General features: G+C 67.2%; 17 protein-coding genes. All 17 read right to left on the minus strand.

Features of this window, described 5'->3' with window-relative positions; genetic code table 11:
• A complete protein-coding gene (locus ABNQ39_RS07150; protein WP_376959677.1) occupies positions 1-531 on the minus strand; it encodes a hypothetical protein in 531 nt (176 codons plus the stop codon).
• Positions 524-1,531 carry a hypothetical protein gene (locus tag ABNQ39_RS07155; RefSeq protein WP_376959678.1) on the minus strand — a complete coding sequence of 336 codons (1,008 nt, stop codon included), beginning with the start codon at positions 1,529-1,531 and terminating at the stop codon, positions 524-526. Before ABNQ39_RS07155 ends, ABNQ39_RS07150 begins: the two co-directional genes overlap by 8 nt.
• Positions 1,532-1,542: 11 nt before the next feature.
• Positions 1,543-1,821: a hypothetical protein gene (locus ABNQ39_RS07160; RefSeq protein ID WP_376959679.1), complete on the minus strand. Its 279-nt coding sequence runs from the start codon at positions 1,819-1,821 to the stop codon at positions 1,543-1,545.
• A complete protein-coding gene (locus tag ABNQ39_RS07165) occupies positions 1,815-3,107 on the minus strand; it encodes a DNA-methyltransferase (protein WP_376959680.1) in 1,293 nt (430 codons plus the stop codon). Before ABNQ39_RS07165 ends, ABNQ39_RS07160 begins: the two co-directional genes overlap by 7 nt.
• Positions 3,097-3,681: a DUF1643 domain-containing protein gene (locus ABNQ39_RS07170; protein ID WP_376959681.1), complete on the minus strand. Its 585-nt coding sequence runs from the start codon at positions 3,679-3,681 to the stop codon at positions 3,097-3,099. Before ABNQ39_RS07170 ends, ABNQ39_RS07165 begins: the two co-directional genes overlap by 11 nt.
• Positions 3,674-3,976 (minus strand): hypothetical protein, encoded by a 303-nt coding sequence (locus ABNQ39_RS07175; protein WP_376959682.1) that lies wholly within the window; start codon positions 3,974-3,976, stop codon positions 3,674-3,676. The genes ABNQ39_RS07170 and ABNQ39_RS07175 overlap by 8 nt, the downstream gene beginning before the upstream one ends.
• 1 nt (position 3,977) lies before the next feature.
• Positions 3,978-4,679 carry a hypothetical protein gene (locus ABNQ39_RS07180; RefSeq protein WP_376959683.1) on the minus strand — a complete coding sequence of 234 codons (702 nt, stop codon included), beginning with the start codon at positions 4,677-4,679 and terminating at the stop codon, positions 3,978-3,980.
• Positions 4,680-4,699: 20 nt separating this feature from the next.
• On the minus strand, positions 4,700-6,124 hold the full coding sequence (locus tag ABNQ39_RS07185; RefSeq protein WP_376959684.1) for a hypothetical protein: 1,425 nt from the start codon (positions 6,122-6,124) through the stop codon (positions 4,700-4,702).
• On the minus strand, positions 6,121-6,390 hold the full coding sequence (locus ABNQ39_RS07190) for a hypothetical protein (RefSeq protein WP_376959685.1): 270 nt from the start codon (positions 6,388-6,390) through the stop codon (positions 6,121-6,123). The genes ABNQ39_RS07185 and ABNQ39_RS07190 overlap by 4 nt, the downstream gene beginning before the upstream one ends.
• Positions 6,390-7,928, minus strand: coding sequence for a DNA cytosine methyltransferase (locus ABNQ39_RS07195; RefSeq protein WP_376959686.1), 1,539 nt, complete (start codon positions 7,926-7,928; stop codon positions 6,390-6,392). The genes ABNQ39_RS07190 and ABNQ39_RS07195 overlap by 1 nt, the downstream gene beginning before the upstream one ends.
• 4 nt (positions 7,929-7,932) lie before the next feature.
• Positions 7,933-9,780 carry a DNA polymerase III subunit beta gene (locus tag ABNQ39_RS07200; RefSeq protein WP_376959687.1) on the minus strand — a complete coding sequence of 616 codons (1,848 nt, stop codon included), beginning with the start codon at positions 9,778-9,780 and terminating at the stop codon, positions 7,933-7,935.
• A gap of 3 nt (positions 9,781-9,783) precedes the next feature.
• Positions 9,784-10,209 carry a hypothetical protein gene (locus ABNQ39_RS07205; protein ID WP_376959688.1) on the minus strand — a complete coding sequence of 142 codons (426 nt, stop codon included), beginning with the start codon at positions 10,207-10,209 and terminating at the stop codon, positions 9,784-9,786.
• Positions 10,209-10,748 carry a hypothetical protein gene (locus tag ABNQ39_RS07210; protein ID WP_376959689.1) on the minus strand — a complete coding sequence of 180 codons (540 nt, stop codon included), beginning with the start codon at positions 10,746-10,748 and terminating at the stop codon, positions 10,209-10,211. Before ABNQ39_RS07210 ends, ABNQ39_RS07205 begins: the two co-directional genes overlap by 1 nt.
• Positions 10,749-10,755: 7 nt before the next feature.
• Positions 10,756-11,367 (minus strand): hypothetical protein, encoded by a 612-nt coding sequence (locus ABNQ39_RS07215; RefSeq protein WP_376959690.1) that lies wholly within the window; start codon positions 11,365-11,367, stop codon positions 10,756-10,758.
• Positions 11,364-11,597 (minus strand): hypothetical protein, encoded by a 234-nt coding sequence (locus ABNQ39_RS07220; protein ID WP_376959691.1) that lies wholly within the window; start codon positions 11,595-11,597, stop codon positions 11,364-11,366. Before ABNQ39_RS07220 ends, ABNQ39_RS07215 begins: the two co-directional genes overlap by 4 nt.
• Positions 11,598-11,953: 356 nt before the next feature.
• On the minus strand, positions 11,954-12,193 hold the full coding sequence (locus tag ABNQ39_RS07225; RefSeq protein WP_376959692.1) for a hypothetical protein: 240 nt from the start codon (positions 12,191-12,193) through the stop codon (positions 11,954-11,956).
• Positions 12,194-12,197: 4 nt separating this feature from the next.
• Positions 12,198-12,446 carry an acyl carrier protein gene (locus ABNQ39_RS07230; protein WP_376959693.1) on the minus strand — a complete coding sequence of 83 codons (249 nt, stop codon included), beginning with the start codon at positions 12,444-12,446 and terminating at the stop codon, positions 12,198-12,200.
• Between the last annotated feature and the right edge of the window lie 69 nt (positions 12,447-12,515).

Here is a 12,515-nt window from a genome sequence, read left to right on the forward strand (position 1 = left end):
CTATGCCTCCTTCGGCAGGGTGTGACCGACCGCGCCAGCGCCTTGGGCGGCAGCCTCCTGGCTGGCAGCGCGAAGTTCGAGGGCGGCCAAGCAGATGGTCAGCGGGATGGTCGGGGCGCTGGAAACCTGTCCATACCAGTCGCCCCCTTTCTTGTTCGGCGGGTACCAGCGGATGGCGACCGCCGGGTGGCATGGCTGCTCAAGCGTGTCGTAAGAGAGGGTCAGGTCTAGGAGTTCAACCCCAACCGGCATGAGCGCCATGGCGGCGTCGATGCTGCTGGTGTAGAGAGGCACACGCCACCAGTCAGCGACGTTGTTCGCGTGGTTGAGATGATCGGCCCGGTTGCGCCGCCATACGTCGGAGAACAGCACGTATTCCGGCTGAGGCCCGGTCAGCTTGTCGTAGCGGGCTCCAAACTCCGGGTGGACCGCGATTTGGATCAGCGCATCGACCTCCCGATCTGGTGCGGTCAGGGTCTTCAACCGCTCGGCGAGAGTGGCTGGGACGGCAGGCTTCGCAGTCTCAGCCATTGGCGGAGCCCTCCGGCTTGGCGTCCTTCGTCAGCGGGCGGACGTAGGCCAGCACGAGTTCGCCTTCCTCGTCATCCCAGGCACCGACGAGCTGGTAGCCGTCCTTGTCGACCTGGGGCGGGCACGCAGCCTCCAGGGCCGCGCCGAAGGTGTCGTCGATGATCATGTCGCGGAGTTCGTCGTCCCACTCCTCCACCTTCAGGCGGAGGTCGAAGCCGTGGCTCTTGGCGATCAGCTTCAGCTCCTTGCCGGACATCTCGTCGTCGCCGTCCAGCATGGCCGGGCCGAACCTACCCTCGGGATAGTCGATGCGGCGGAGGGGGTCGTAGGCGGGCGCAGGGCGGGCGTTGATCGCCTCGCACAGGATGGGGGCGGCCTTCGCCGGAATGCGGTCAAGGACGTGGTCCGGGGTGTCGCCGGGGCGTCCGATGGCGATCATTCGCCAGTCGGCCATGTCCGGTTTGCCGTCCTCGTCGGTGTAGGGGATGATGGTTGCGACCTGCCCGCCAGAAGTGGCGGACACGTTGAGGGTGATGCCTCGATACGGGTCATAGGGAGCGCAGGCATCGCGCAGGCGGCGCTGCCAGCTGTCCACCAGCGTCATCGCCTCATGGTCGAACTCCGGATCCGCATCTTCGCCGGTCGCCACGCCGACCATCTCGCGGATGACCTGGCAGAACTCTTCAGTGATGCGGGCGGTCGGGCTGGTGGGGGCGACACTCCACCCATGGAACCACGCGAAGGCGGCATAGGCGGCCACGTCGATGGGATCGCCCTTGTGGACGTGGCGGAGCAGCTCGGCCGCCAGTTCGCCCTGCCAGTCCTTGCGCATCCAGTTGGCCGTCCAGCCGTGCTTGACCTCGGAGGCGCGGAGCTTCTTCGCCATTGCCTCGGCGAAGTCGCGGACCAGGGTGGCGGTGCGGGGGTGGAGGCCCTCCGGGATGATGAAGCCGACGCGATAGGCGGGAGCCAGCGCCTGGGGCTGTTGGGTGTTCGTCATATCGGGATACCTCAGTTCGTCCGGACGGGGCGCCAGTGCGTGGGCGCGGCGTCGGGATCAGATTCGTTCCAGGTGAAGGAGTGCGGGCCGGGGAAGTCGGGCGTGACCCAGAAGCCGGTGATACCGGGGAACAGCGCGTTCTTGGCGTCAGCCTGCCAGCGCATCTCGACAGAGGCGTCCAGTTGCCCCTTGGCGTCGAAGGCGGCCAGCTTCACCAGCGTCCCGTCGCGCGGGGCGGTGTGGATGGGCAGGAAGTCTTCCGGCACGGGGGTGGTGGGAGCGGTCACCATGACGCCTCCACCAGATCGAACAGCGACCCGTAGGCGCTGAGCTTCTCCTCGTCGGCCAGGAACTTGGCGGCCTGCCGGAAGTAGGTCGGGTTCAGCTCGGTGCCGATGAACTTGCGGCCCATGGACAGGGCGGAGACGCCCTCCGATCCGATGCCAGCGTAGGGGGACCACACGACATCCCCCTTGTTCGTGTACAGCTCCAGGGCGCGCTTGGTGATGTTCAGGGGCATGGGGCAGAGGTGCCGCTCGGCCCGGTCGTCCTTGGCGATCGCAACGTTGAGGACATCGGTGGACGACAGGTCGCCATCACCGCGGCCGGGCTCCTGAAGGTTCCAGACCTGGGAGTGCGGGGAGACACGGGGATCGCCGTAGGGCAGCCACAGGTCGATGTCGTTGGTCCGCCAGACCGGAGAGGCCAGATCCTGCCAGCGGGCGAGCGGGACAACAGCCTTCGGATGGGTGACCGGGCGGACGAGATCCTCCTCCCCCGGCTTGGCCCATTTCCGGTAGACCATCAGGTATTCGGGCATCCCGACGCGGCAGAAGCTGGAGTCGCCCTGGAAGGTCTTCCACAGCAGGCCGTGGGCGTTCGTCTTGGCCCGCTCCAGCACCGGGTCGCGGTAGATCGTGATCCGGCAGTGGAAGGTAAAACCCTCCTCCAGGTGGACCTTGGTGCAGCCGTCGGAGAAGGCGCGGAGACCGGCGGAGCCGTCCTCGCTGCTGTTCTGGTAGTAGACCAAATCCTTGACGTGGATCGCCGTCAGCCGGCCGGGGCGGAGGACGCGGCGCTTCTCGCGAACGAGGTGCCGGTAATGGTCGAAGAACTCGGCGTCGGTGGCGCAGTTGCCGTGATCGGCGACCGATTCGGAGTAAACGTAGAGGTTGCTGAACGGCGGACTGTAGACGGCCAGATCGACGCTGTTGTCCGGCAGGTTGCGGGCGAAGGAGACGCAATCCGCGTTGTAGAGGCTCCAGCTGTTGCCGGCGGCCTGATCGAGGACAAGCGGAGGGATTTCAGGGGCGGCCGGGACGCGAACCTGGGGCTCGGCGGTGGTGGGGGCCAGCGCCGGAGCGGCGGGAGCCTTGGCGTAGCGGCGATTCCCGTCGGTCCCGGCGTAGACCACGAGGCCCACTTCCAAGAGGTCATAGAGGGCGCGGCCGACATTCCCGGATCGCAGGCCAAGTTGCGCGCCAATCTCGGCGGACTTCAGGCCGACCTCGGCTGGATCGCCGGCAGGCAAGGTATCCAGCACCTTCTGGTGCCGGGGCTTCAGATCAGCGGGCATGGGGCGCTCCCTTCCACGGCTGGGGAACCAGGGTTGCCGGCAGGTAGAGGGGGTGCCAGGGCTGGCTCGTTTTCTCCGACTGGCGGAGGGCTTGGGGCTCCAGCCCGGCGGCACGGATGATCGTGACCACCTCATCCACAACCTGAGAGATGTACTTGCGGCTGATGGTCTTGTTCTGGCCGGTCGAGCCCCAACCGCACACGATCCGGCCGCCCTCAGCAGCCAGCGCCTTAGCGACGTAATGGATCACCGGCCGGTTGCTGGGTCCAATGGGGTCCTGGCAGGCGGCGTAATCGAACAGGACGTCCGGATCCGTGGAGCGGAAGGCGAACAGGTTGACGACGCCGAACCAGGGCGCGCCCCAGCGGTCGGCATAGTCCCAGCACCGGCGGATGGTGGGATCGTCTTCCGTCGCATCGGCGGTCGACGGGTTGAGCATGCAGAAGACCACGGGCGGGTTGCCCAGGTTGAGCATCCCCAAATCCCGGCGGAGCCAGTAGCGATAGAGGCCGCTGGGGGAGATCGCCGCGGCGTCCTCCGGGTTCCATGCGGTGATGGCGTGGGGGTTAGCCATGGACGGCGCCCTCCTGGCCCTGGCCGGCCGCGCGCTTTTCCCGCCATTTCCGGCGGACAGCGAGGCGATGCTCCCGGTGCTCCTCTTCCGTCAGGCGGGCCAGCTTGGTGGAGCCGGGGGGCTTCTCCCGAATGAGGGAGGCCAGCTTGGGGATCTCGGTCAGGTCGCGGGCGTGGATCAGCAGCTCCCGCCGTTGGGCGGGGCCGATCCGGCCGGCGGTGAACAAGGATTCGATGACGGCGACGCGAGCCTGGAAAGAGGCAAGCTGGGTGGCTTGAGCGAGGAAGGCGGCCATCTCAGATGCCCTCCTCTTCGTCGTCGTAGGACTCCATGGAGTCGTCGATGTCCATGGTGTCGATGACGATCTTCGTGCCCGCGGCCAGCATCTGGAAAACGTCGCGCGGGAAGCCGCGGATCGTCTTGGACAGAACGGCCTTCTGCATATCGACGCCGCTGTCCGAGAAGCTGAAGACTCGGCCGCCATCACCGCTGATGCCGATGGTGAACTGGCAGGAATAGGTCGACTGGCGGCTCTTCGGGTCGAGATGGACCCAATAGGAGCCATATTCGGTTTTTTCGATACTGGCGTTGCAGCGGTCGCCCGTGTGGAGCCGCTCCTTGCGCAGCCAAACTTTGAAGTCCCGCACCAGCTTGGTGAGGGTGATTTCCTTCGGAGCATTCACCAGCAGCGCGTCCAAGTGCTTGGACATCTGCTCGCGCAGCTGCTCGTCCACGATGCTGTCCAGCTTGGCCTTCACCACGGCCAACACGGCGGCGTTGTAGCCAGGCAGCCCCAGACCGCCCGCGTCGATCTTGAGGGTGGAGGCGACCACCTCTTTCAGCTGCTTGCCGAAAGGGCTGTATTCGCTGGTCGCGTCGCGGATCACGGACTCCAGCGTCTTCCGGATGTTGGCTTCGATGGCGTTCTGGATGGCGTCGCCCTCCGCGATCTTGGCGACGGCATCGGTGGCGAGCTTGGTCAGGTCGATGGTGGTCATAGGGGATGGTCTCCTGGCGCTCAGCGCGCCGCGGCGGGGTTGGAGCCGGCCAGCCAGGACGGCAGGGCGGGCGGAATGGTGGGGGCGTAGTTGAGCTTCACGCCGCGGCGCTCGCCGACGCGGGACATGGCGGAGGCCATCTCGCGCTTCATGGCGATGTGGTCAGCTTCCTTGCGGGCGATTGCCGCAGCGGCATGGGACTCGGTATCAGCCTCGGCCGTGTGGACATGGACCGGGCGCTTTTGGCCGAACCGCCAGAAACGGCGGATGGCTTGGTAATAGTCCTCGTAGCTGTAGCTGCGGCCGACGAAGGCAGTGCGGGCGCAGTGCTGCCAGTTGAGGCCATAGCCGGCGATGCTGGGCTTGGTGACGAGGCGGAGGATTTGTCCGGCCCCGAACTGGAGGAGGCGCTCCTCCTTCAGATCCGGCTTCATGGAGCCTCGGACGGCGACCGCGCCGGGGATGAGGGCCGTGAGAGCCTCCTCCTCGTAATCGGTGTCGCACCAGATCACCCACGGCTCATGCGGCTCGCCCAGGACGACGTCCGCGATCAGCCGGGCTCGGGCTTCGACCGTGTGGCGCTTCTCCTTGTGCAACTCGGTCGCCGAGGTGCCGGGCATGCGGAGAAGCTGAAGCTGGCCGTCCCGGTCTTCACCGGCACCCTGGGTCAGGTCGGCCCGGACAGTGTGGTTGAAGGTCAGCAGCTCCGGCATCTCGAAACCGGCGTCGCTGTATCCCAGATCTGAGGGCTTGGAGATGCACCGCGCCCAGGTGCCGACCCAGGACCAGTAATCCTCAACCGCAAAGCGCTTCAGCCGATACCGGCCCATATGCTTCTGGTCGTTGATGAACCAGCGGGTCAGCATCTCCACCGAGTCCATCACCCCCAGAAACTGGCAGTGCTGCCCCAGCTCGGTGTGGTCGTTCGGGGCCGGGGTGGCGGAGAAGCAGGCCCGGTAGGGGATGGCCGACCCGAAGGCCATCAGTTTGCGGGTGGTGACGCCGCTGAAGCTCTTGAGGATCGACGATTCGTCCAACGCCAGGGCGCCGAAGGCCTCAGGTCGGAAGAGGTGGAGGCGCTCGTAGTTGGCGATGTTGATGCCCGGCCGGACGTCGTCCTGACACCGGACCACTCGGACCTCGTCCATTCCCATCTTGGCCGCCTCGGCGACGTGCTGGGGACCGACGGCGAGCGGGGCGAAGAGCAGCGCGGGTTTGCCGGTGTGCTCCGCAATGACGCGGGACCAATCCAGCTCGATGCCGGTCTTTCCGAGGCCGGTATCAAGGAAGCCCGCGCCACACCCGACCTGGAGGAGGAACTCCAGCACGTCGCGCTGATAGGGGAAGTGCCGGGCGGACAGAGTCGGGATGCTGTCCAAGCCCCTCATCGGGGCGGAGACCAGCTTGCGGGCAAGGACGTCGGCATATGACGGGGCGGCGGTCATGACTGGGCGGCCTCCTTCCGACGGGCGGCTTCGCGGAGCTGGGCGGCACGCACCTCGGCGCCGCGGATCGACCGAGGGCGGAGCTTCTTCGCCTGGGCCTTCCTGTTGCGCTCGGCGTTCTCCCGAACGTCCTGGCCGGTCACCGGCTTGACGGAGGCCTCGCCCTTCGCCAGCGCCTGGGCAACGAGGGCGGAGAGGTCCTGTGCGCCGCGGCGCTCCTGGGCCTCCGGCTCGTTGCGGAGGGGATTGGGGTGGGTGTAGCGCATCAAGCCGCACTCCCCATCCGATGGGCGCGGATGGCGCGGTCGATGCGCCGGCCGATCCACTCCACGACAGGGCCGGACATCGTGTTGCCCAGCGACTTGTAGCGGGGCGAGTCGGCGACGACTTCGCCCTTGATCTCGATGGCGGTGTAGCCATCAGGAATGCCCTGAAGGCGCTCGCATTCGACGGGCATCAGACGGCGGACGCCTGCCTCGGTAAGCGCTCCGTGGTGGCGCCTGCTCCCGTTGTTGCTGTCCAACGTCGGGTGGACTGCACCACCCAACCGCATCCCAGACTGGCTCGCCTGAAAGGCAACCGCTGGGGCATGCGCTCCGGCGGCAAGGGGGTGGCATGCGTCGCCGACCTTCGGGTTGCTGTAATTCGCAGCACTGGTGATCTGCGTCGTGTCGAATGCCACGATGGATGCTGACGAGTCGGTCCCAGTGGTCAGCGGGGCGGTCACGTCGCCCTCTTCGTAGACGCTTCCGTCGCCGGCCGTACGGTAAGCGGTCGGGATCAGCGTATCCGTGGCGTCGCTGTCGACGCCCTTGGCGCCCGGGCGGGCACGGAGGGTCGTGGACAGCATCGGCACCAGGGGCGTGCCACGGCCGGTGCCATCCTCGCTGGCGTCGAAGCCTTCACCCCGCAGGGTGTGCGCGATGAAGGTCTCGGTATCGAGGTCGTACCGGCCCTGGTGGTTGGTCAGGCAGGATCCGACGTCGCGTTCTCCGGACTGTCCGAAGGGCACATAGAAGCCACCTTGGGCTCGATTGTCGTCCGCGCCGCCTGCTCCAAGGCTCCTTGTAAGAGCTTGGGTAGCGAGCGCCCCCGTTTCGCGGCTCGGCGGATGATCCCGGCGCACGCCGTCGCGCTCAGGAAGTATTTCCGCGGGATCGGGCCCCTCCAGAGGACAGCCGACAACGAACACACGGCGGCGTCGTTGGGCCAAGCCGAAATATTGGGAATCCAGGATGCGCCACGCCGCAACGCGACGGGGTCCAGCAACCAGACCCGCGTCAGTCCAGCGTTGTCCTCGTGGCGGAACGAGAGGGGCATCTGCGCCCACAAGCCCCGCGAGGAAACAGCCGAACGCATTGTCCCTGGTGGAGAGGACGCCGGGAACGTTCTCCCAGACGATGACGATACCCCCCCGTCCGAGACGGCGGCGCTCGTTGTCGATGGCATTGGCGAGCCTCACATATTCCAAGGTCAGATTGCCGCGGGCGTCGTCCAGGGACTGACGCAGGCCTGCCAGGCTGAAGGCTTGGCAGGGGGTGCCGCCACACAGGACGTCCGGAAGGCGGATGCCCAGGCGGCGGAAGAAGCGCATGCGCATGGCGGTGAAGTCGCCCCAGAGCGGGACGCCCAGCTTCGCCGCGTTGGTCCGGGCGGCGTCGACCGCCTTTTGCCGCTGATACAGGACCTGCCGGGGGAAGGCCTCGATCTCGCTGAAGAAGGTCGGGCGCCAACCTAGACCCTCCCAGGCGACCGACGGCGCCTCGATGCCGGAACACACGGTCCCGTAGGTGATCGGGTCCATGGGATTAGGCCTCCGCCTTCTTGGGATCGAGGCGGAACGGCATGACCACAACGAGGTGTTCAGCCGCGAGAATGTCCCCCTCCTGTTCGGCCCGCCAGAAGGTGGGCAGGAGGTGGTCCGTCATGGTGCAGGTGACGGTGCCGGCGTTCAGGGAATCGAGCGCGGCAGCCAAGTGGCCGGCGGCGAATCCGATATCGATCGGTGCATCGCAAAGGCCGGTGGGAGCCTCAAGGATATCGACGGCATCCGTGGCGCTTTCGCGAACGGTCGTCTCCGCACGCACCCCGTCCCCGGTGACCGTCAGGGCGACGGTGCGGCCCTTGTCTCCCGCGAGGGCGCGCACCCGGCGAACGGTAGCCAGCAGGCCGGCCCGCGGCACGGTCCAGTTCCGCTTAGCCGTTGCCAGGGTCTGGGACAGCACCGCCTCGTAGGCGATGTACTCCGCCGCGGAGAGGGTGGTGCCGAAGCGCAGCGGGAACATCTCGAAGATGGCCCGCTTGCGGCCGATGGTGGTGGTCACCTCGGCTTCGCCGTCGACCGCATCCAGAAGCCGGCGGAGGGCCGTAACCGAATCACGCGGGATCATCACGCCTTGCGGCCGGCCGGGTTCCGAGAATGCCTGGACGAACTCGGTAGCCGGGGCGGTGGTCGCCAAGTCCGAGCGGGAGAGGATTTGCCCATTGGCTCCCACCACCCGCAGGCCATCCGGACGGGCGTGGAGGAACATGCCGGCCAGTTGGGGGCGCGCGACATCGTCGGTGGAGATGCCGAACGCCACCCGGTCGATGGCCCGCTTAAGCTCCTGTGCCTGGACGCGAATTTCCGAGCCATCGACCATGGCGAAGGCCGGAAAGTCGTCCGGGTGCATGGTCGGGACGTGGAAGCGGGTGCGGCCGGCCATGATGCGCAGGCGGGCGTCGTCGGTCTTCTCCAGGGTGGCCTGGGAGCCATCCGGGAGCGCATCGATAGCCGTGACCAGGGCGGCGCCGGGAACAGCCAGCCGGCCGGGCCGTGCGTCCATGGCGACTGGGACCTTGATCTGCATGTCCACAGCGAGGTCGGTGGCGGACAGGGTCAGGATGGAGCCGGCGACATCGAGCAGGACGCATTCGATGATCGGCATTGTGGTCTTCTTGCCGGCTACTGACACGGCGCGTTTCAGGGCGGCCAGGAGCGGCCCCTTATCGACGGTGAACTGCATGGGGGCGTTGCCCTTGGGCTGGGAGATGGCGGCCGGCACGGGGGTGGTGGGAGCGGGCTGCGCCGGGGCGGGGGACGCCTGGGTCGGGCGGATCGGGGTGGCGGGCTCAGGCGCAGGAGGGGCTTGTCTCACCGCCTCAACGATGGCCGCGAGATCGGCGGCGCTTGCCGGCGGAGTGCCCGCTTCGTCGTCCTCGTCGTCCTCGTCAGCAAGGTCTTCAAAGCCGGGGTTGCTCTCGACCATCTCGCTCAGGTCGCCGAGCGTCCCGCAGAGCGGTTGGTTCGGGTACTGCTCCGCGTTCCTGTCGTAGACGGCTCGCGCAACGCAATTCGCCACCGAGCGAGGGTCGAAGCGATTGACGAGCAGTTCCTCGGCTTCAGTGAATTCGCTCTGCTCCCGCAGCTCCGTCACCTGCTCCAGCAGGAGCTGATAGCCGTCGGGATCGCCATCACGAGCGCCCCACAGGGGATCGATCTTGTCTCGGACGAGCCGCCCGAATGCGCCGTGCGGCAGATCGACAAGACGGACCTCATCCAGAACCCGTTTGCCACCGCGACGAAACTCGACCTCGCCTTTCGCATTGAGACCGCCGGCGGATAGCATCTGCTCGTACCGGCCCGCGTCCTTGATGCATGTATCGGGGATGCGCATGGCTCATGCTCCCGGTGCAGGACGCCGGTCGACCGAGGCGCCGATGTCTTCCAGGCGGATGCGATGTCCGATCTCCAGCAGGCCGCGGGCCTTCAGCGCGTCGTAGGCCGGCAGGTCGTGGACCACGGCGATGTAGGGGAGCGACACCGGGAGGGCGCCCTTCCCGGACCGGCCGGCCAGATCGGCGGCGTGGGTGTCTGGGTGGCTCTCCGCCGTGGGCGGCAGGTTCACCAGCGGGCCGGTGGGTTCGTAGGTGAGGTTGACCGGGTCGAAGTCCTTCAGCCGGTACTGCACCACCTCCGGATAGCTGGTCCGGCCGTCGGCATGGAGGCAGGCCTTCAGGCGGTTTCGGGCAGCCTCGGCCGGGGGAATTGTGGAGACCGCGGCGGCAAAGCGCGCGGCGGCCTTCCGGAAGAATGCGCCCGCCATCAGACGGCACCCCGATGGTAGCCGTGGCCGGTCCCGTCCAGGTTCCACTTGCGGGTCCGGTTGACCGCCATCTTGGCGTTGATCGCCAGCTTGAGGTCGTGGCCGTAGCAGTCGACCAGCTCCTGAAGGGCGCCGATGACGGCGCGCAGCGAAGCCAGCGCCATAGACTGACTGCGGCCCGCGTCTCCGGAGGAGATCATCTCCACTTCGTGGGCAAGCAGTCCGAGCTGCGTGACCGTGTAGGTCACCAACCGCACCGGACGGTTGATGTGGGGCCGGCGGGCGCCGAACAGCCAGTCGGCCGTCCCGAGCAGGACACCGATGTCCGTCAAGATCAGCGCGACGTCCGCCGCCTCGATGACGATCTTCTCCGGGGCCGAGTCGGAGGTGACGGCGCGGAACAGTTCACCCAGCTCCTCGGTGGCGCGGGCCATCTGCCGGATCGGCGAGGAAACGCCGAAGGTCGCGAGCTTCCACTCCATGATGGAGGCTTGGGTCTCCTGCCGGAGGCCGGACGGATTGGTGGCGAGGGCGTTCATCGGGTCCTCACGGGTTTTCGGTGGGAGGGGTTGGCGCCGTGGCGGGCGTCGAGAGGGTGAAGGCCACCTCCGCGAAGTGCTTTGCGCGGGGGTGGCGAAATTCGAGGAGGCGATCCGCCGCCAGGGCTTCAGCGCGCGTGATCTTGCGGACCGAAACCAGGGAGCCTTCGTGGACCGTCCGGCCGTGCTTGGCGGCGCCGAAGACGAGAGCCAACACCTTGCGGCCCGCGTAACAGGCCCGCTTGCTGTAGCGGGGGCCGAAGGGATAGCGCAGCACGGTGCGCGCCCCTTCGCCGATCTCCCTCATCTCGCCGGGCGATGCGTCCAGCGACAGGGGACCCCAATCCGCGTTCGGCGTGTACCGGCGGAGGATGTCCGTCACCTTGATGGTGACCAGCTTGATGACCTCCTGTAGGGAGCCGTTCTGGTGGAGGCCGCCGCGGTGTCCCTGGACGTCCGTCAGGTGGGCGACCCAGACCATGCGTCCCTCGTCGGAGGCGCGGGTCAGGGTGCCGATCTCGACGCCATCCAGGGTGATGACCTTGGAGGCGGCGGAGATGCCCAGCCGGGAGCCGACGGACTTGCTGTTGATGGGGCCGGCCGGCGCTGCGTCGGTCACCGCTGCGCCTCCATCTTCTGGAGGTGGCGCTTCCAGGCCGGTGAAGCCGCGGCGAACTCGCGGGCCAAAGCCTTCATGTCGATGGCGTGGCGCCGCTCGAAGGCCGGTTCACCGATGTTGTGCTGTTCGGCGTGATGGTCCTTGCACAGGCTGATGGACCATTTGTCAGACGGCTTCATGCCGACGCCGCCATCCGTGCCGGTGCGGACATGCGCCGCCTCAATCGGCACGCCCTTACAGCCGGGGACCGAGCACTGATGCGACCGAACAAACTTCAGATGGGAGGGGCAGCGAGCGCGCTTTTCCCGGGCGGTGCCGGCAGTATCGCGCTTTCTGCGTGCGGGGAGAGCCATGACGGCGGTCTCAGGTGGAGGTGCCGCGCTCTATCGGGTAGGCGGCTTGCCGGCGGGCTACCCCGTTTGCGCTGGGGGTCCGCAACGGCCTGTGGCCCCACCCAGGCATGGGTAAGGGGCTGGAAAGGTGGCCGGCAGCCGCCGGGTTGCCGGCCATAAGTCTGGGAGGAAACGCCGCGCACCCGGATGGATGGAGGGTGCGGGCCTCGGACGCGGGCGAGCCGCGAAACTGGTCAGGCTGGGGTCAGGTCACCTATCCGCCCAGCCGCCCATACCCAGGCGGTGACCGGGTTCTTGAAATGCTGATTGGAGGCTTCGAGGGCGAGCGTGCCGGCGACATCCTCCGTCACGCTGTCGATGCCATGGCAGTGGCCGGCGTCGCATTCGACGGCGACGGTCAATCGGCCGGGCTGGGTGTCCGTGGCGATCTTGAGGGTTGCGGCGCCCATGGGGCGGAGGATGTGGTCGCCCATCTTTTCAGACCTCCGCCGGCACGGCGCTGTCGATGCGCTTCACCAGATCGTCGACGGTAATGATGCGGCCGAACTCCTCGTCGTCGATCTCGACGCCGAACTCTTCTTCGACCGCGATCTGGATCTGGATAGCGTCCAGGCTGTCGGCCCCGAGATCGTCGCCGAAATAGGCGTGCGGCTCGATGGGCGTGGGGTCGATGCCGTTGCCAAGGATTTCGGCGAGGAGCTTCTGTGTGCGTTCCAAGGTGGACATTGGGCAAGCCTCTGGCGTTCGCGCCAGATCAGACGGCGCGTGGATAGGGATCGATTTGTGTGACGGTAG

The organism is Azospirillum sp. A26, from assembly GCF_042604635.1.
Classification (GTDB): Bacteria; Pseudomonadota; Alphaproteobacteria; order Azospirillales; family Azospirillaceae; genus Azospirillum; species Azospirillum palustre.

Coding starts and splice junctions, on each gene's coding strand:
- ABNQ39_RS07150 (WP_376959677.1), bottom strand. CDS start 531: ATGGCTGAGACTGCGAAGCCTGCCGTCCCAGCCACTCTCGCCGAGCGG.
- ABNQ39_RS07155 (WP_376959678.1), bottom strand. CDS start 1,531: ATGACGAACACCCAACAGCCCCAGGCGCTGGCTCCCGCCTATCGCGTC.
- ABNQ39_RS07160 (WP_376959679.1), bottom strand. CDS start 1,821: ATGGTGACCGCTCCCACCACCCCCGTGCCGGAAGACTTCCTGCCCATC.
- ABNQ39_RS07165 (WP_376959680.1), bottom strand. CDS start 3,107: ATGCCCGCTGATCTGAAGCCCCGGCACCAGAAGGTGCTGGATACCTTG.
- ABNQ39_RS07170 (WP_376959681.1), bottom strand. CDS start 3,681: ATGGCTAACCCCCACGCCATCACCGCATGGAACCCGGAGGACGCCGCG.
- ABNQ39_RS07175 (WP_376959682.1), bottom strand. CDS start 3,976: ATGGCCGCCTTCCTCGCTCAAGCCACCCAGCTTGCCTCTTTCCAGGCT.
- ABNQ39_RS07180 (WP_376959683.1), bottom strand. CDS start 4,679: ATGACCACCATCGACCTGACCAAGCTCGCCACCGATGCCGTCGCCAAG.
- ABNQ39_RS07185 (WP_376959684.1), bottom strand. CDS start 6,124: ATGACCGCCGCCCCGTCATATGCCGACGTCCTTGCCCGCAAGCTGGTC.
- ABNQ39_RS07190 (WP_376959685.1), bottom strand. CDS start 6,390: ATGCGCTACACCCACCCCAATCCCCTCCGCAACGAGCCGGAGGCCCAG.
- ABNQ39_RS07195 (WP_376959686.1), bottom strand. CDS start 7,928: ATGGACCCGATCACCTACGGGACCGTGTGTTCCGGCATCGAGGCGCCG.
- ABNQ39_RS07200 (WP_376959687.1), bottom strand. CDS start 9,780: ATGCGCATCCCCGATACATGCATCAAGGACGCGGGCCGGTACGAGCAG.
- ABNQ39_RS07205 (WP_376959688.1), bottom strand. CDS start 10,209: ATGGCGGGCGCATTCTTCCGGAAGGCCGCCGCGCGCTTTGCCGCCGCG.
- ABNQ39_RS07210 (WP_376959689.1), bottom strand. CDS start 10,748: ATGAACGCCCTCGCCACCAATCCGTCCGGCCTCCGGCAGGAGACCCAA.
- ABNQ39_RS07225 (WP_376959692.1), bottom strand. CDS start 12,193: ATGGGCGACCACATCCTCCGCCCCATGGGCGCCGCAACCCTCAAGATC.
- ABNQ39_RS07230 (WP_376959693.1), bottom strand. CDS start 12,446: ATGTCCACCTTGGAACGCACACAGAAGCTCCTCGCCGAAATCCTTGGC.